Here is a 16,906-nt window from a genome sequence, read left to right on the forward strand (position 1 = left end):
GATCAGGGCGCGGGCGGGCGGGGTCTTCAGATACTCCACCACATGCGGCTCGATCCCCAGATGGCGGATCAGGGCCAGGGTGTTGCGCGAGGTCCCGCAGGCGGGGTTGTGATAGATGACGACGTCCATGATCAGTCCGATACGCATGGGTTCAGTTCGGCCATGAGCGGCCGGCAAAGGTCGGCGCGCCCGCCGCAGCAGTCCTTGAGCAGATAGAGCACGAGCCCTGTCACGCGCTCGAAGGCCGCGCGATAGACGATGGAGCGCCCGCGCCGCTCGCCCCGCACCAGACCGGCGTGGGACAATACGTTCAGATGGGCCGACAGGGTGTTGGCCGGGACTGCCAGCGCCTGGGCCAGATCCCCCGCCGCCAGCCCCTCGGGCTCATGCGCCACCAGCAGACGGAACGCCTCCAGCCGCGTGGGCTGGCCCAGGGCGGCGAGGGCGGTCAGGGCATCTTCGGATTCCATAATTCCAGAATAATAGAATTAAGGGAGCAGGCAAGACGTTTCGGGGTCACTTGATGCGACGGCGGGGCGACTCCACGACGCCCCGACCTGGCGATCAACGGCGGACAGGTCGCTCGAGACTACGCCCAGCTTGACCGATCATCGAATTCGTGGCGAAGCGACGTCTCGGCACGGTGGCGTCGCATGACTGATCACCCCTGATCGCGCCGTCCATGGAGATTGCTCAGTGAAACAAGTCACCCTGGTGGTCTCGGCGGCGCTGGCCGTCGCGGCTTGCGCGTCTGTGCCGACGCCTGCGACTGCACCTATGCCGGAGGCTCGCTCCTATCACGTGAGCGACAACGCGTCGGCCGACGTGGACGCTGCGTTGGCGCGCGCCAGGCAGTCGGGCAATCGGGTCCTGTTAGTGATGGGAGCCAACTGGTGCAGCGACAGCCGCGCCATCGCTGGTTGGCTGGCTACCGATCGCTTCGCGGAACTTATCGAACGCAAATACGAACTGGTCTTCGTGAACATCGGGATGCCAGGCAGCGGCGACGGACACAACCTGGGCATTGCCCGTCGCTTTGGCGTTCAGGAGTTGCCGGGTTTGCCGAATGTGCTGGTGCTTACAAGTGACGGAGTTCTGGTGAACCCGACGACCGCAACCAGCTGGCGGAATGCCGAGAGCAGGACGGGCGACGCGATCTACGATGAATTGGCGGCCCTGGCCGATCTGCCGGTCTGACACGCCTTGTCCACGACCTCGGATAAATGTCCGCTTCGGTTCGAAGCAGACATTCATGGGCGATACTGAGTCGAGCCCACCGACACCTGAGCCGCTCTTGAGTGGTTTTGAGGCAGTTCTAAGTGGTCCCGACACAGCCGCCGGTAGGCGCGGAGGGACTCGAACCCCCAACCAGACCGTTATGAGCGGTCGGCTCTAACCATTGAGCTACGCGCCCGCCGTGGCGGAGCGGACTGGCTAGCAGGCCCGGCGGTCATGGGAAAGCCTGCAACATTACAGCGCCCCGTGACTCCATGAATGGAACCTGCACCATGGCGCCAAGCGTTCATTCAGGCGCAAAAGGCCAAGGTTCGGCCACGGCTGGGGCGCACGCTCACGCCGGACGCACAACAGGACGCTCCGAAGGAGACACCATGCCTCGCCATTCCGCCCGCGCGGTCGCCATGCCCCGCCACAACCTGCCCCTGATGCTGGGCGCCGCCGTGCTTGCCGCCGGCGCGGTGATGACCGCCGCCCCCGCCCTGGCCCAGGAGGTGACGATGACGCCTCCCAACCACACCATCCTGGTTCAACCCGAGACTCCGACCCTGAACCTGTCGGCCCATGGCGAGGTGCGCGCCGCGCCGGACAAGGCCATGATCACCTTCGGCGTTCAGACCGAGGCGACCACCGCAGCCGAAGCTATGGCGCAGAACCGCACCCGCATGAACCAGGTGATGCAGGCCCTGCGCCGGGCCGGGATCGAGGAGCGCTATATCCAGACCTCCGGCCTGAACCTGTCGCCGCAATACGACTATGTGCAGAATGAGCCGCCCCGCCTGCGCGGCTATCAGGCCACCAACCGGGTGACAGTGGAGATCCGTGATCTCGAGCGCGTCGGCTCCACCGCCGACGCCGTGGTGAACGCCGGGGTCAACCAGATCGACGGCATCAGCTTCGGCCTGATCAACCCGCAGCAGGCCGAGGACCAGGCCCGCATGGCCGCCGTCCAGGCGCTGCAGGCCAAGGCCAATCTCTATGCCAACGCCCTTGGGGTGCGCCTCGCGGGCATCCGCAGCCTGAGCGAAGGTGGCGGCTATTCGCCCCAGCCGCCGATGTTCGCTCGCGGCGCCATGGCCATGGACAGCGCCGAAAGCACCAGCGTCGCGCCCGGCGAACTGACCATCCGCGTCAACATCAACGGTGTCTACGACATCGTGCGGTAAGGCCGCGCGCTCCACACAGCAAAAGGCCCGCCGAGCGGCGGGCCTTTTCAATTCAGGTGTGCGCTTAAGCAGCGAGCGTCCGCGACGCGAGCGTTAGCGCACTTAAAGACCAATCAAGCCGCGTCCTTGATGTGGTTGCCGTCGTCCAGCAGCACCACATTGGGCGTGTAGTTGCGCGCCTGTTCGGCGGGCAACTGGCCATAGGTGACGATGATCACCTTGTCCTTCTTCTGCACCAGACGGGCGGCGGCGCCGTTGACGCCTATCACGCGGGAGCCGCGCGGCGCCTCAATGGCGTAGGTGGTGAAGCGCGCGCCGGTGGTGATGTTCAGCACATCCACCTGCTCGTGCGGATAGATGTCGGCGGCGTCCAGCAGGTCGCGGTCGATGGCGATGGAGCCCTCGTAGTCGAGGTCCGCCTGGGTCACCGTGGCGCGGTGCAGCTTGGATTTCATCAGGGTGACCAGCATGGGGAGCCCGGCCTCCTATATCCGTGGGCGGGGGCACGTCCCCCGTTTGTGGCCCGCATATAGGGGTTTCGACGCCCGTCTTCAATCAGGACTGCGGCGGTGCAGCATGAAGTTCGCGCGTTACGGGACGTTCATTTGACGGTGACGGGTCAAGCCCTATGGTCCGGGATGGCCTCGTATGGCCAAATGACGATTTTTCAGGAATCCGATGAAGCAGTTCGCACTCACCATTGCCGGGGTCTTTGTCGGCCTTCTGTTGTTCTTCATTGGAATTCCGCTGCTTCTGATCGCTTCCGCCGCCGGGTCGTCCAAGCCTGTGGTGCCCGCCCAGGCGGTGCTTGAGGTGGACCTGCGGGGCGGCCTGACCGATCAGGCGCCAACCAATCCCTTCGCCGGGTTCGGCGGGTCCAGCCTGTCGGTGATGCGCGTCGTGGACGTCCTGGCCCAGGCCCAGGATGACGACCGCATCAAGGTGGTGCTGGTGCGTCTGCCCGAAAGCGGCATGACCCCGGCCTCGGCCGATGAACTGCGTCAGGCGATCCACCGGTTCCGCAGCACCGGCAAGGTGGTGATCGCCCATTCCCAGGGGCTGATGCCTCTGGGGGCCGTGGTCTCGACCTACATGCTGGGCGCCTCCGCCGATGAGTTCTGGATGCAGGAGAACGCCAGCTTCCAGGCCACGGGGCTGGCCTCCGAGGAGATCTTCTTCGGCCGCGCCTTCGAGCGCTACGGCGTGCGCGCCGATTTCGAGCAGCGCTACGAATACAAGAACGCCGTGAATCCCTTCACCCAGAGCGACTTCACCGAGGCGCACCGCGAGGCGGCTGAAAGCTGGATGGGGTCGATCTACGACCGGGCCCTGGCCAATGCGGCCCAGGACCGGGACATGGAGCCGGAAGCCCTTCGCCAGGCCATCGAATCCGGCCCTCACACGCCTGCCCGCGCCCAGGCGCTGGGTCTGGTGGACAACACCGGCGGTGTTCAGCAAGCCGAGACCGAGGCGCGCCGCCGCGCCGGCGACAACGGCCGGATCATCCGCTTTTCCGAATACGCCTCCGCCGTGGGCGAGCGAAACGGGTCGGGCCGCAACGCCATCGCCATTGTGGGCGGGGAGGGCGCCATTCTGACCGGGCGCAGCTCCGCCGACCCGTTCGGCGCCGGGTCCATGATGAGCTCCGACGACATCGCCCGCGCCATCCATGACGCCATCGACGACCGTTCGGTGCGCGCCATCGTCTTCCGCGTCTCCTCGCCCGGCGGGTCGCCCGAGGGCTCCGAACAGATTCTGGACGCCGTGCGGGCGGCCAAGGCGGCCGGCAAGCCGGTGGTGGTGTCCATGGGCGCCTACGCGGCATCGGGCGGTTACTGGATCTCGTCGGAGGCCTCGGCCATCGTGGCCCAGCCCTCGACCCTGACCGGCTCCATCGGCGTGTTCGGCGGCAAATTCGTGCTGGGCGATGCGCTCGGGCGGTTCGGCGTCGACGTGCGCGGCCTGACCGTAGGCGGCGACTACGCCGACGCCTTCGCCACCGACCGCCCCTTCAACGCCGGGGAGCGGGCCGCCTTCGCCGGCTGGATGGATCAGGTCTATGAGGACTTCGTGACCCGGGTTTCGATCGGGCGCAACCTGCCTGCAGCGCGGGTGCGGGAAATTGCCCGCGGCCGGGTCTGGACCGGGGCCCAGGCCCATGAGCTCGGTCTGGTGGACGAGCTGGGCGGCATTTACGAAGCCATCCGCCGCGCCAAGGCCCTGGCTGAAATTCCGGAGGACGAGGCCGTGCGTTTCCGTCGGTATCCGAGACCCCGGTCGACCTGGGAGGCGCTGAGCGAGGCGTTCGGCTCATCCAGCGAGGCGGCCGAGACTCTTGTGCGGCTCAACAGCGTCCTGACCGATCCGGACGTCCAGGCCGTCATGGCGCGGGCCCGGGCCGAGCGCATGCGCTCGGAAGGGGCGGTGGTCATGGCTGACCAGCCCCTGCGCTGACACACTCACCTGTGAGGGGATGTCGCATTGACGGCGTCTCCTCGCGGACCGACATTGCATTTCATGCGTTGAACAGGATCACCGCCTCTTTCAGTGATCGTTCATGACGGCGTCGCCAAGGTAGCTCATGACCCAGTTCCAGACCCGCTTCACCCGCATCGGCTTCACCACGCGTCCCGCGCGCGGGGCTGGCCTGATGGGCTCGGTCATGTGGCTGGGCGGCATGATCGCTGCCGGGATCGCCGTGGCGATCGGCGCCCTGCTGGCGGTCTTCACCGCCGCCGCCGTGGCGGTGATCGCCCTTGTGGCCGGGATCGTGATGTTCCTGACGGGGTTCGCCCTGCGCGCCCGCCGTTCGGCCCGCGCACGCACCGCCGCCGCCGGCCCTGACGGGGTGATCGAGGCCGAGAAGGTGGGCGATACCTGGGTGGCCCATGGCTGGGAACGTCAGGGGCGCTAACCCGCGCTTTCCATCGCGCGCGGTCCGGTCGAATATGGCCCCATGACCGCCCTCGACTTCATCGACGCCCCGACCCCCAACACCGACGCCCGGCGCGCGCCGCCGGACATGATCCTTCTGCACTACACCGGCATGCAGACCGGACCGGAGGCTCTGGACCGTCTGCGCGACCCCGATGCGCGCGTCTCGGCCCACTATGTGGTGGAAGAGGACGGTCGGGTGTTCCGTCTGGCGCCCGAGGAGCGTCGCTGCTGGCACGCGGGCGTCTCATGGTGGAAAGGCGAGACGGACATCAACGCCGTCTCCATCGGCATTGAGATCGTCAATCCCGGCCACGAATGGGGCTATCGCGCCTTTCCCGAGGTCCAGATTCAAACGGTAATGGCGCTGGTCGCCGGCATCCGGTCCCGCTGGACCATCTCCGCTGATCGCATCCTGGGTCATTCCGACGTGGCCCCGCGCCGCAAGACCGATCCCGGCGAACTGTTTCCCTGGAAGCGCCTGGCTGAGGCGGGGCACGGGTTGTGGTTCGAGCCGGCGGTCGAACGGATCGCCGCCCTTGGCCCTCCGCTGGGGCCCGGCGACGAGGGGCTGGGGGTGCATGTGCTTCAGGCCGGGCTGCACCGCTTCGGCTACGAACCCCCGGCCTCGGGCGTCTATGACGATGACACCCGCATTGTGGTGGAGGCGTTCCAGCGTCACTGGCGGCCCGAAAAGGTCAACGGCGTCGCCGACGGCGAAACTCGCGCCCGCCTGATGGGCCTGCTGCAACTGGCCCAGGTGGAAAGTCTGACCGGTGTTCTGCCATAAATCCGACCCTGTCCTGTCGTCACGTGAGATGTGGGCCATGCCGAGATGAACGGCTGTCGCCGCACGCCGTCTTCTGCTAGCGGGCCTTCATGATGATCACTCGCCTGTTTTTCGCCCTGGCCCTGTTCGGACAGACCGCCCAGGATCCGGACTCGCAACCCGCTCCCGAAGGCCCCGTGACCGAGGTTGAGGAAGTCACCGTGACCGGCCAGCGTGTGCGGGAGGCCGTGAACAGCTTCCTCGACGAGGTTACGGATCCGCCGCGCGGGCGCGGACCCGCGCGATGGAGCGACAGCGTCTGCGTGGGTGCGGTCAATCTCAGGCGCACGTCGGGCCAGTACGTGGTTGATCGTGTGTCTCAGGTCGCCCTGGATTTGGGGCTGGACATCGGCGAGCCGGGCTGCAGCCCCAACATTCTCATTCTCGCCACCGAGGATGGACCTGGCCTTGCGCACGCCCTGGTGAGGGAGCGGCCCCGGGCCTTTCGTCCGGGATACTCGGGCGCCTCCCAGAGCCGCGCCAGCCTGCAGCGGTTCCAGGCGACCGAGAGCCCGGTCCGCTGGTGGCACGTGAGCCTGCCCGTGGACGCTGACACCGGCGTCGCCGCCGTGTCGATGCCCGGCGAAGGCCCGGCCATGGTGAATGTTCAGGGCAGCCTGTTGCGGACCGAAATCCGCAACGACCTGACCCGCGCCTTCATCATCGTCGATTTCGTCAGGGCCGAGGGCGTCAGCCTGGAGCAACTGGCCGACTATGTGGCCATGGTGGCCTTCGCCCAGGTCGACCCCGAGGCGAGGACGCTGGCTTTCGACACCATCCTCAACCTTTTCGAAGATGAAGCGGCGCCGCCGCGCATGACCGATTGGGACATGGCCTATCTGAGGTCCCTTTACTCGGCCGAACTGAACCAGCGCTCGTCAGCCGCACAGCGCGGCGCCATCGCCTCGGCCATGAGCCGGGATCGTGAGCGGGCCGAACCGCAGGTCGACGACGAATAGCCTTCTGAAGATCGCTGGCCGCGTGTTAGAATGAACACGCCAGACGGCCGGGCGGTCGCGGCGGGGTTCGCCCTGTCGAGGAAAGTCCGGGCTCCACGGTGAAAAGGCGGCGGATAACTTCCGCCCGGGGCGACCCGAGGGATAGCGCCACAGAAAGCAAACCTCCGGCCTCGCGAGGCCGGTAAGGGTGAAAGGGTGGGGTAAGAGCCCACCGCGTCTCTGGCAACAGCGACGGCATGGCAAGCCCCGCCTGGAGCAAGACCGAATAGGGACGTCGCGCGGTTTCGGCCGCAGGGCTCACCGCCCGGGACGTCCGGGTAGGTCGCGAGAACCGGTCAGCAATGGCCGGTCCAGAGGAATGATCGTCGCCGTCTTTCGAGACGGAACAGAACCCGGCTTACAGGCCGTCTGGCATTTTCATCCCGTTAACCGGTGAGGCGCCCATGTGGCGGGCACAGTCATCCACAGGCTGTGAATACTTATTTGTTCTGTGAATGTTCTGAAAGTTAACAGAAACGGCCGCCCAGATCGGGTCTTCATGGTTAAGAAGTGTCAACTAATCCCATTGTCTCCCAACTGATCCCATGATACCCCAGTAGCGAACCTGGGGAGGGTCGGCATTGTGTCGGTCCGCATGCGGCGACGGGTGTCGGGACGGATCGACGGATCCGAGGCGGGCAAGGGTGTTTCTCTCAACCCACGAGAAGCAACTGGACGCAAAGCGTCGCCTGCAGGCGCCGCAGGAATTCCGCACCGCTGAAAACGGCGCCGCCACCGGCCTTTACTGCTTTCCCTCCATCGAGGCCGACTGCCTGGAGGCGGGCGGCGAGGGCTTCGTGGCCGCCTATCGCGCCTTCATCGACAGCATCCCTTTCGGCGACCCGTTCCGCGGAGCCATGGAAAGCCAATTCTACGGCGGGCTGAAGCAGCTCTCCTATGACACCGCCGGGCGCATCACCCTGACCGAAGCCCTGGTCGAGCGCGGCGGCCTGTCCGGTGACGTGGTGATGGTCGGTCTGGGCGACCGGTTCCAGATATGGGATCGCGCCCGCTGGCGTGAACATGAGGCCGAGCAGCGCAAGCTGGCCCAGCAGGCCATGCGCGAGATGGGCGAGGCGCGCCGCCGCGCCAGCCTGGCGGCGCGCGGGGAGGGCGGCTGATGGCCTCTCCCCACGCCCCCGTCCTGCTGGACGAAGTGATCGAGGCGCTGGACCCCAAGCCGGGCGAGGTCATGATCGACGCCACCTTCGGCGCCGGAGGCTACACCCGCGCTATCCTGGCGCGCGGCGCGACCGTGGTGGGACTGGACCGCGATCCCACCGTGCGCGCTCACGCCGAGGCGGTGGCCGCCGACTTCCCCGGCCGGTTCGAGCTGAAGCAGACCCCCTTCTCGGGCCTGTCCGCAGCCTTCGCCGAGACGGACCATGATCGTCTGGACGGCGCCGTGTTCGACATCGGCGTCTCGTCCATGCAGCTGGATCAGGCCGAGCGCGGCTTCTCCTTCATGCGCGACGGCCCGCTGGACATGCGCATGTCGGCCGAAGGCGAAAGCGCGGCCGATATCGTCAACAGCTGGGATCATGGTCCGCTGGCCCACATCCTCAAGCTCTATGGCGAGGAGCGTCAGTCGGGTCGCGTGGCCACCGCCATTCTGCGCCGCCGTGTCGAACGGCCCTTCACCCGCACGCTGGATCTGGCGGAGGTTGTGGAGAAGGCTCTGGGCGGTCGTCGCGGCGCCGCCATCCATCCGGCCACCCGAACCTTTCAGGCCCTGCGCATCGCCGTGAACGACGAGCTGGGCGAACTGACCGCCGGTCTGGAGGCCGCAGAGGCGGCGCTGGCCCCCGGCGGGCGACTGGCGGTGGTCACCTTCCATTCGCTGGAGGACCGCATCGTCAAGGCGTTCCTGACCGAACGCACCGGCAATGCGCCGGGCGGCTCCCGCCATGCGCCGCTGCAGATCGAGACCCGGGCGCCCAGCTTCACCCTGATGTTCAAGGGCGCCCGCGAGGCCGGGGAGGCGGAGCGCGCCGCCAACCCTCGCGCCCGGTCGGCCCGGCTGCGCGCCGCGGTCCGCACCGACGCGTCCGCCTGGGGGAGGATGGCTGCATGACCGCCGTCCTGCGCTCCGTGTTCGACTGGAAGATCCGCGGCTTCCGCGTCACCGAGATCGTCGGCGTGGCCATCCTGGCCGCCGTCGTGGTGTCCGTCTATTTCGTCAAGGCCCAGGCCGCCCGTCAGAGCGCCGAGATCGCCGCGCTCCAGCGCGACATCAGCGATGAACGCCAGAGGATGCGTCTGCTGATCGCTGAAACCGCCCGCCTTGAAGAGCCGGGCCGGCTGGAGGCCCTGTCGCGTCAGGCGGGACTGGCGCCCATCTCGGTGGAGCAGCGGATCGATCTGGACTCCCTGCCCGAGCTGGCGCCCGTGCAAGGGACGCCCGCACCCGCTGCTGTCGATGCGGAGGCCAGCCAGTGAGTTCGGTCGAGCCGCGCCATATTCCGTCCGCTGCGCCGTCCTGGCGCTGGCTGACTGGCCTGATCTGGTGGATCGAGCACGCCTTCGAGCGCGCCAAGGCGGACCAGCGGCCTGAGGAAGACACCCGCGTCCGCATCGCCCTGATGCTGATCGTCTTCAGCGTCCTGTTCATCGGCCTGATCGCCGGCGCGGGACATGCGGCCCTGCTGTCAGGCGATCCTGGCGCGGGCGGCTGGCGCGCGGGTCCAGTGCTGGCGCGCGGCGACCTGACCGACCGCAACGGAAACCTGCTGGCCGCCAACATCCGCCACTACGGCCTTTATGTGGAGCCCGCCGAGGTGTGGGACCGCGAAGCGGCGCTGGAGGCCATGAGCGCCGCCCTGCCGCGTCTGTCCCGCGACCGGCTGCGCGCGGCGCTCTACGGGGACCGCCGGGTGGTCGTGATGAACGGCCTGACGCCCCCCGAGCGCGCGACCCTGCACAGCCTCGCCCTGGGCGGGGTCTATTTCGAGGCCGAGAACGCGCGGGTCTATCCGCTGGGCGGCTCGGCGTCTCATGTCATCGGCTTCGCCGGGGAGCGGGGCGTCACCGGCGCCGAACTGGCCTTCGACCGCGAAATTCGCCGCGCCGGAGCGACGGGCGAGGCAGTGCCCCTGTCCATCGACCTGCGGGTCCAGGCGGCGCTGGAGAACGAGCTCTACACCGCCGCGGCGGAGATGGGCGCGCGCGGCGCCGTGGGCGTCGTCACCAACATCCAGACCGGCGAAGTCCTGGCCATGGCCAGCTATCCCAACTTCGACCCGAACCGCCGGGGCGAGACCGGCGACGCCGAACTGAATCGCGTCACCTCGGCCCACTACGAGATGGGGTCGGTCTTCAAGGCCTTCACCGTCGCCGCCGGTCTCGACACGGGCCAGGCCGACATGACCACCACCTTCGACGCCTCGGACCCGCTGCGCATCGGCAACCGCACCATCCGCGACTTCCACGCCCAGAACCGCGTAATGACGCTGGAGGAGGTGTTCCTGCACTCGTCCAACATCGGCACCTCGCGCCTGGCCATCGAAATGGGCGGCGACACCATGCGCCGCTACTTCCAGGACATGGGCCTGCTGGACGCAGCGCCCATGGAACTGCACGAGTCCGCCGCGCCGCGACGTCCCGTGAACTGGTCCGACACGACCCTGGCGTCCCTGTCTTTCGGCTACGGCATCATGGTCACTCCGGCCCAGGCGGCCGCAGCCATGGGCTCGCTGTTGAACGGCGGGCGCTATGTGCCCCTGACCCTGCGCCCCGCCGATGGCCCCCATCCCGGGTTGCGCCGCGTGATCAGTGAGGACACCTCACGCGAGATGCTGGCCCTGATGCGGGCCAATGTGGTGCGCGGCTCTGGCTCCCGCGCCGACGCGCCGGGACTTCGCGTGGGCGGCAAGACCGGCTCGGCCAACAAGGTTGTGGGCGGCCGCTATGACCCCGCCGTCGCCATCGGCACCTTCGCCGCCGTCTTTCCCACCGACGGGCCGCTGGATGCGCCGCGCTACATGGTCTTCATCCTGATGGACGAGCCCCAGGGTTATCCGCGCACCGGCGGCTTCGTGGCCGCGCCGGTGGCCGGGCGCGTCATCGACCGCATCGCCGGCTTCGTGAACGTGTCACGCGGCGCCGACCGCTGGCGCACGGCGACCGGCGCACCCGTTCCCCAGGCCGGCGCGGCCGCGGAGGCCGGCCAGTGAGTCTCGCGGGTGTGCGCCTCTCCGAACTGCTGCGCCGCGACGTTGGGCATGACCCCGTCATCACCGGCGTGACCGCCGACAGCCGCAAGGTCGCGCCCGGAACCTTGTTCGCCGCCATTCCCGGCGCCTCCGCCGACGGCCGCGCCTATATCCCCCAGGCCCTGTCGGCCGGCGCCGCCGCCATCCTGGCCCCCAGCGACACGCCGGGCGAAGCCGCGCCCGTGCTGGTGCCCTGCGGCGACGTGCGGCGCTCCTATGCCCTTGCGGCGCGCGGATTTTTCGGAGCTCAGCCGAAGACGTGCGTGGCTGTGACAGGCACAAACGGCAAGACCTCGGTGGCCGCCTTCTGCCGCCAGATATGGACCCTGCTGGGCATCGAGGGGGCCAGCGTCGGCACCCTGGGCGTCTGGCACGGCGACCACGCCCTGACCCGCGCCAGCCTGACCAGCCCGGACGCGGCGGACTCGGCGAGGATCCTGTCGAAACTGGCCGGGCGCGGCGTCACCCACGTGGCGCTGGAGGCGTCCTCCCACGGGTTGGAGCAGCGTCGTCTGGACGGGGTGACGCTCAAGGCCGCGGCCTTCACCAACCTGACCCAGGATCATCTGGACTATCACGGCGACATGGCGACCTATCGCGCCGCCAAGCTGCGCCTGTTCGACACCCTGCTGCCGCGCGGCCGTACGGCGGTGCTGAACGCGGATTCACCGGCCTATTCCGGCTTCGCCTCCCACGGTCTGATGGCGGGCCTGTCGATCATGGGCGTGGGTCAGCGCGGCCGGGACCTCGGTCTGATCGCCCGCGAGGCCACCAGCGAGGGCCAGCGCCTGACCGTCGATGCGCGAGGCGACGTTTTCGAGCTCATGCTGCCGCTGGTCGGGGCCTTCCAGGCGTCCAACGCCCTGGTGGCGGCGGGCCTGTGCATTGCGGCGGGCGAAGCTCCGGACCGCGTGCTGGCGGCGCTGGAGCACCTGCAGGGCGCCGAGGGCCGCATGCAGCATGTGGCCGCGGGTCCCAACGGCGGCGACGCCTATGTGGATTACGCCCATACCCCCGACGGGCTGGAGACGGTGCTGATGTCGCTTCGGCCGCACGCCAGGGGCCGGCTGATCGTGGTGTTCGGCTGCGGCGGCGACCGGGACCGGGCCAAGCGGCCCCTGATGGGCGCCATAGCCCAGAAGCTGGCGGACGTGGCCATCCTGACCGACGACAATCCCCGTTCCGAGGATCCCGCCGCCATCCGCGCGGACGCGAAGATCACTGCGCCCGACGCCATCGAGATCGGCGACCGGCGCGAAGCCATCCGCCACGCCCTGTCCATGATGCGCGACGGGGATGTGGTCGTGGTCGCCGGAAAAGGGCATGAACAGGGTCAGATCGTCGGCGGAATCACCCATCCCTTCGACGACACCCGGGAAATCGCCGAGGCCCTGAAGGAAGACGCCTGATGCCCCAATCGTCGGGGAAAGACCCGCTCTGGACGGCCGTCGACATCGCCGTCGCCACAGGCGGCCGCATGGACGGCGCCGCGTTTCAGGCCCGGGGCGTCACCTTCAACAGCAAGGAAGTCGAGCCGGGCGACCTTTTCGTGGCGCTGAAGGGCGCGCGCGACGGCCATGAGTTCGTCGCCTCGGCCTTCGAGGCGGGGGCGGCGGGCGCCCTGGTCGAGCAGCCGGTCGACGGCGGCCCCTGCATCATCGTTCCCGATACGCTGAAGGCGCTGGAGGCGCTCGGCGTCGCCGCCCGCGACCGCGCGCCCCAGGTGCGGCGCGGCGCGGTCACCGGCTCGGTCGGCAAGACCAGCGTCACCCAGGCCATCAAGGCCGGCCTCGATCTGGCCGGTCCCGCCCACGCCTCGGTCAAGAGCTTCAACAACCATATCGGCGTGCCGCTGACCCTGGCCCGCATGCCTGCGGACGTCGAACGCGCCGTGTTCGAGATCGGCATGAACGCGCCCGGCGAGATCGCGCCCCTGTCGCGCATGGTGCAGCCCCACGCGGCCTGCGTCACCACCGTGGGCCCGGTCCACATCGAGGGCTTTACCGACGGCGAGAGCGGCGTGGCGAAGGAAAAAGCCGCCGTGTTCGAGGGGCTTGGCCCGGGCGGCGTGGCGGTCATCAACGGCGACAACGACTGGGCGCCGCTGTTGCGCAAGGCCGCCCTGCGCCAAGGCGCGCGGGTGGTCTGTTTCGGCTCTCCGGCCGACGCCGACGCCCGGTTGATCGATTTCACGCCCAACCCGGACGGCGCGCGGGTCGAGGCGGAGATCTTCGGCCGCCATCACGTGTTTTCGCTGAAGCAGTCCGGCTTCCACTGGGGGCACAATTGTCTGGCGGTGACCCTGATGCTGGACGCCCTGGACGTGCCGGTCGAGACGGCGCTGCAGGCCCTGTCCGAATTCCAGCCGCTCGCGGGGCGGGGCCAGAACAGGACCGTGCGCATTCGCGGCGGCGCGTTCCTGCTGATCGACGAGAGCTACAACGCCAACCCCCTGTCCATGCGGGCGGGCTTCCTCAGCCTGGCCGTGCGGCCTGTGGCGGCGGGCGGGCGGCGCATGGTCGCACTCACCGACATGCTGGAGCTGGGCGACCAGTCGGAGGCCCTGCACGCGGGGCTGGCTGAAACCATCGACGCGGCGGGCCTGGACCTGGTCCATACCGCCGGACCGCGCATGAGGCATCTGCATGACGCCTTGCGCCCCGAGCGCAGGGGGCTGTGGCGCGAGACCGCCGCCGCCCTGGCCGAGGCCCTGGTCGAGGAGGTCCGGCCCAACGACATCGTCATGGTCAAGGGATCGAACGGCTCGAAGGCTTCGGTGATCGCCGCGGCCCTGGCCGACATGGAGCGTCGCCAGGGCGCGGAAGAGGGCGCCGGCTCATGATCTATCTCCTGTATCTCTACTACGCCGACGTGGCCCAGGCTTACCCGCTGCTGAATCTGGTCCAGTACCAGACGGTGCGCGTGGGTCTGGCGCTGGTCACGGCCATGATCGTGGCGGTGGCCATGGGCCAGCGCTTCATCGACTGGATGCGGGCGCGACAGGGCAGGGGCCAGCCCATCCGCACGGACGGGCCGGAAAGCCACGTCCTGACCAAGCAGGGCACCCCCACCATGGGCGGACTGATGATCCTGGCGGGCATCGCGGCGGGGGTCCTGCTGTGGGGGGACCTGACCAACCCCTACATCTGGATCGTCTCTCTGGTGACCGCGGCGTTCGGGGTGCTGGGCTTCATCGACGACTACGCCAAGGTGACGAAGCAATCCTCGGCCGGTCTGACGTCGAAACAGAAGCTGGCGGCCCAGGTGGTGGTGGCGATCATCGCCGGCGTCCTGACCGTGGTCTGGATGCAGATATCGCCCACCTCGCCGAATCTGGAGACGTCCGTCGCCTTCCCGTTCTTCAAGGAGGTGTTGCTGAACATCGGCTGGTTCTATGTGGTGTTCGCCGCCGTGGTCATCATCGGCGCGTCCAATGCGGTGAACCTGACCGACGGCCTGGACGGGCTGGCCGTGGTGCCGGTGATGATGGCCGCCGCCGTGTTCGGCATCATCAGCTATCTGGTCGGCAACTTCCTGTTCTCGGAATATCTTCAGGTCCACCATGTGCCGGGCGCGGGCGAGCTGGCCATATTCTGCGCCGCCATCATCGGCGGGGGCATGGGCTTTCTCTGGTACAACGCGCCGCCAGCCAAGATCTTCATGGGCGACACCGGGTCTCTGGCGCTGGGCGGGGCCCTGGGCGCCATGGCCGTGGCCACCAAGCACGAGCTGGTGCTGGCCATTGTCGGCGGCCTGTTCGTGGTCGAGGCCCTGTCGGTGATGATCCAGGTGGCCTACTTCAAGGCCACCGGAAAGCGCATCTTCCTGATGGCGCCCATCCACCATCACTTTGAAAAGATGGGCTGGGCCGAGTCGACCGTGGTGGTCCGGTTCTGGATCGTGGCGGCCATGCTGGCCCTCATCGGCCTGTCCACCCTGAAGCTGAGATAGCCATGATCACCGTCCCCGGCTTTGAAGGGCGGCGCGTTGCGGTCTTCGGGCTGGGGCGCAGCGGCCTGACCGCCGCCCGGGCGCTCCGGGCCGGCGGCGCCGAGCCCGTGCTGTGGGACGACAGCCTGTCCAGCCGTCTGCAGGCGGAGGCGGAAGGCTTCGCGGTCGACGACCTGTCCCGCGCCGACTGGTCGGACTTCGCCGCCCTGATCCTGTCGCCCGGCGCCCCCCTGACCCATCCCTCGCCCCACTGGACCGTGCAGATGGCCAAGGATGCGGGCGTGCGGGTCATGGGCGACATCGAGCTGTTCGCCCGCGCCGTGTCCGCCCTGGCCGAGGTGGAGCGGCCGAAGGTCATCGCCATCACCGGCACCAACGGCAAGTCCACCACCACCGCCCTGATCGGCTGGATTCTCAGACAGGCGGGCCGCACGGTCCACGTGGGCGGCAATATCGGCATCGGCGTCCTGGCCCTGCCCGAGCCGACGCCGGACGCCATCTATGTGATCGAGGTCTCGTCCTACCAGCTGGACCTGACCAGCCGCTTCGGGCCGGACGTGGCGATCCTGACCAACATCAGCCCGGATCATCTGGACCGCCACGGCGGCATGGCCGGCTATGTGGCCGCCAAGCGCCGCATCTTTCAGGAGCAGCCGCCGGGCGGCGTGGCCGTGATCGGCGTAGATGATCCGTACAGCCAGGGCGTGGCCCGGGGTCTGGCGGCCTTCGTCCCCGTCACCGTGGCCGCCCCGGACAGCGATGATGAGTGGACGCCCCGTATTGACGACATGGGCGGGGTCGGCCTGCGTGGCGGCTGGCTCATGGACGGGGACGAGCGCGTCGCGGATCTGTCCACGGCGGTTTCCCTGCCGGGGCGCCACAACGCCCAGAACGCCGCCTGCGCCTACGCCGCCGTGCGCGCCGTGGGCCTGACGCGCGACGAAGCCGTGCGGGGCCTGCTGACCTTCCCGGGCCTGGCCCACCGGATGGAGCCGGTGGCGCGCCTCGGCCGCGTAGTGTTCATCAACGACTCCAAGGCCACCAACACCGATGCGGCGAAACAGGCCCTGGCCAGCTATCCGCGCGTCTGGTGGATCGCGGGCGGGCGGGCCAAGGACGGCGGCCTCGGCGACCTGTTCCCGCTGTTCCCCCGCATCGCCCACGCCTATCTGATCGGCGAGGCCGCCGCCGCCTTCGCCGCCGAGATCGACGACGCGGCGCCCGTGTCTCTCTGTGGAGACATCCCGTCCGCCGTCGCCGCCGCCGCCCGTGACGCGGCCGACTGGGCCGAATCGAACGACGAGGACGCGGTGGTGCTGCTCAGCCCGGCCGCCGCCTCCTTCGATCAGTATCCGGACTTCGAGGCCCGGGGCGAGGTGTTCCGCGCCGCCGTCCTGGGGCTCGGCGCCGTGCCGCCCGTGATCGAGGATGCCGCGTCATGACCGTGAACACCTACGCCCATCCGTTCTCGCGCAACGACACCTCGCCCATCGCCCAGTGGTGGTGGACGGTGGACAAGGGCCTGCTGGCCGCCGCCTCGACCCTGATGTTTCTGGGCGTGGCCCTGTCCTTCGCCTCCAG

Annotated in this window: 16 protein-coding genes, 1 tRNA gene, 1 other RNA gene and 1 pseudogene; 15 read left to right on the top strand and 4 right to left on the bottom strand. The window is 68.5% G+C overall.

Annotation, left to right across the window (positions count from 1 at the left end):
• Both C0461_RS09225 and C0461_RS09230 read right to left on the bottom strand, forming a co-directional pair.
• A pseudogene (locus C0461_RS09225) lies at positions 1 to 129 on the bottom strand (arsenate reductase); the annotation flags it as partial.
• Between the two features lie 2 nt (positions 130 to 131).
• Complete coding sequence (locus C0461_RS09230; protein WP_292106042.1) at positions 132 to 470, bottom strand: metalloregulator ArsR/SmtB family transcription factor; 339 nt, start codon at positions 468 to 470, stop codon at positions 132 to 134.
• A gap of 226 nt (positions 471 to 696) precedes the next feature.
• Here C0461_RS09230 and C0461_RS09235 point away from each other — a divergent pair, with 226 nt between their 5' ends.
• Complete coding sequence (locus C0461_RS09235) at positions 697 to 1,197, top strand: thioredoxin family protein (RefSeq protein ID WP_292106045.1); 501 nt, start codon at positions 697 to 699, stop codon at positions 1,195 to 1,197.
• A 144-nt stretch (positions 1,198 to 1,341) separates the two neighbouring features.
• Here C0461_RS09235 and C0461_RS09240 read toward each other — a convergent pair.
• A tRNA-Ile gene (locus C0461_RS09240) sits at positions 1,342 to 1,414 on the bottom strand.
• A 196-nt stretch (positions 1,415 to 1,610) separates the two neighbouring features.
• On the opposite strand from C0461_RS09240, the gene C0461_RS09245 reads away from it, so the two are divergent.
• On the top strand, positions 1,611 to 2,402 hold the full coding sequence (locus C0461_RS09245; protein ID WP_292106049.1) for an SIMPL domain-containing protein: 792 nt from the start codon (positions 1,611 to 1,613) through the stop codon (positions 2,400 to 2,402).
• A gap of 113 nt (positions 2,403 to 2,515) precedes the next feature.
• On the opposite strand, the gene panD is transcribed toward C0461_RS09245, so the two are convergent.
• A complete protein-coding gene (gene panD / locus C0461_RS09250) occupies positions 2,516 to 2,872 on the bottom strand; it encodes an aspartate 1-decarboxylase (RefSeq protein ID WP_196838295.1) in 357 nt (118 codons plus the stop codon).
• Between the two features lie 208 nt (positions 2,873 to 3,080).
• Here panD and sppA point away from each other — a divergent pair, with 208 nt between their 5' ends.
• The 13 genes from sppA (at position 3,081) to murD (ending at position 16,767) form a co-directional block, all read left to right on the top strand.
• Positions 3,081 to 4,856, top strand: coding sequence for a signal peptide peptidase SppA (gene sppA, locus C0461_RS09255; RefSeq protein WP_292106056.1), 1,776 nt, complete (start codon positions 3,081 to 3,083; stop codon positions 4,854 to 4,856).
• A 127-nt stretch (positions 4,857 to 4,983) separates the two neighbouring features.
• A complete protein-coding gene (locus C0461_RS09260; RefSeq protein ID WP_292106058.1) occupies positions 4,984 to 5,316 on the top strand; it encodes a hypothetical protein in 333 nt (110 codons plus the stop codon).
• Between the two features lie 42 nt (positions 5,317 to 5,358).
• Positions 5,359 to 6,126, top strand: a complete 768-nt coding sequence (locus C0461_RS09265) for an N-acetylmuramoyl-L-alanine amidase (RefSeq protein WP_292106061.1) — start codon at positions 5,359 to 5,361, stop codon at positions 6,124 to 6,126.
• Positions 6,127 to 6,215: 89 nt separating this feature from the next.
• Entirely contained in the window at positions 6,216 to 7,124 is a 909-nt protein-coding gene (locus tag C0461_RS09270) for a hypothetical protein (protein WP_292106064.1), read from the top strand.
• A 39-nt stretch (positions 7,125 to 7,163) separates the two neighbouring features.
• Positions 7,164 to 7,540, top strand: an RNA gene (rnpB, locus tag C0461_RS09275) — RNase P RNA component class A.
• 267 nt (positions 7,541 to 7,807) lie between these two features.
• Entirely contained in the window at positions 7,808 to 8,284 is a 477-nt protein-coding gene (locus C0461_RS09280) for a division/cell wall cluster transcriptional repressor MraZ (protein ID WP_292106066.1), read from the top strand.
• On the top strand, positions 8,281 to 9,237 hold the full coding sequence (rsmH, locus tag C0461_RS09285; RefSeq protein ID WP_292106084.1) for a 16S rRNA (cytosine(1402)-N(4))-methyltransferase RsmH: 957 nt from the start codon (positions 8,281 to 8,283) through the stop codon (positions 9,235 to 9,237). The genes C0461_RS09280 and rsmH overlap by 4 nt, the downstream gene beginning before the upstream one ends.
• Positions 9,234 to 9,602, top strand: coding sequence for a cell division protein (locus C0461_RS09290; RefSeq protein ID WP_292106068.1), 369 nt, complete (start codon positions 9,234 to 9,236; stop codon positions 9,600 to 9,602). The genes rsmH and C0461_RS09290 overlap by 4 nt, the downstream gene beginning before the upstream one ends.
• Entirely contained in the window at positions 9,599 to 11,335 is a 1,737-nt protein-coding gene (locus C0461_RS09295; RefSeq protein ID WP_292106071.1) for a penicillin-binding protein 2, read from the top strand. Before C0461_RS09290 ends, C0461_RS09295 begins: the two co-directional genes overlap by 4 nt.
• Positions 11,332 to 12,783 carry a UDP-N-acetylmuramoyl-L-alanyl-D-glutamate--2,6-diaminopimelate ligase gene (locus C0461_RS09300; RefSeq protein WP_292106074.1) on the top strand — a complete coding sequence of 484 codons (1,452 nt, stop codon included), beginning with the start codon at positions 11,332 to 11,334 and terminating at the stop codon, positions 12,781 to 12,783. The genes C0461_RS09295 and C0461_RS09300 overlap by 4 nt, the downstream gene beginning before the upstream one ends.
• On the top strand, positions 12,783 to 14,216 hold the full coding sequence (gene murF / locus C0461_RS09305; RefSeq protein WP_292106077.1) for a UDP-N-acetylmuramoyl-tripeptide--D-alanyl-D-alanine ligase: 1,434 nt from the start codon (positions 12,783 to 12,785) through the stop codon (positions 14,214 to 14,216). Before C0461_RS09300 ends, murF begins: the two co-directional genes overlap by 1 nt.
• Positions 14,213 to 15,325, top strand: a complete 1,113-nt coding sequence (gene mraY / locus C0461_RS09310) for a phospho-N-acetylmuramoyl-pentapeptide-transferase (protein WP_292106079.1) — start codon at positions 14,213 to 14,215, stop codon at positions 15,323 to 15,325. Before murF ends, mraY begins: the two co-directional genes overlap by 4 nt.
• Positions 15,326 to 15,327: 2 nt before the next feature.
• Positions 15,328 to 16,767 carry a UDP-N-acetylmuramoyl-L-alanine--D-glutamate ligase gene (gene murD, locus C0461_RS09315; protein WP_292106082.1) on the top strand — a complete coding sequence of 480 codons (1,440 nt, stop codon included), beginning with the start codon at positions 15,328 to 15,330 and terminating at the stop codon, positions 16,765 to 16,767.
• Positions 16,768 to 16,906 lie beyond the last annotated feature (139 nt).

It is taken from the genome of Brevundimonas sp. (assembly GCF_013823285.1).
Lineage (GTDB): Bacteria > Pseudomonadota > Alphaproteobacteria > Caulobacterales > Caulobacteraceae > Brevundimonas.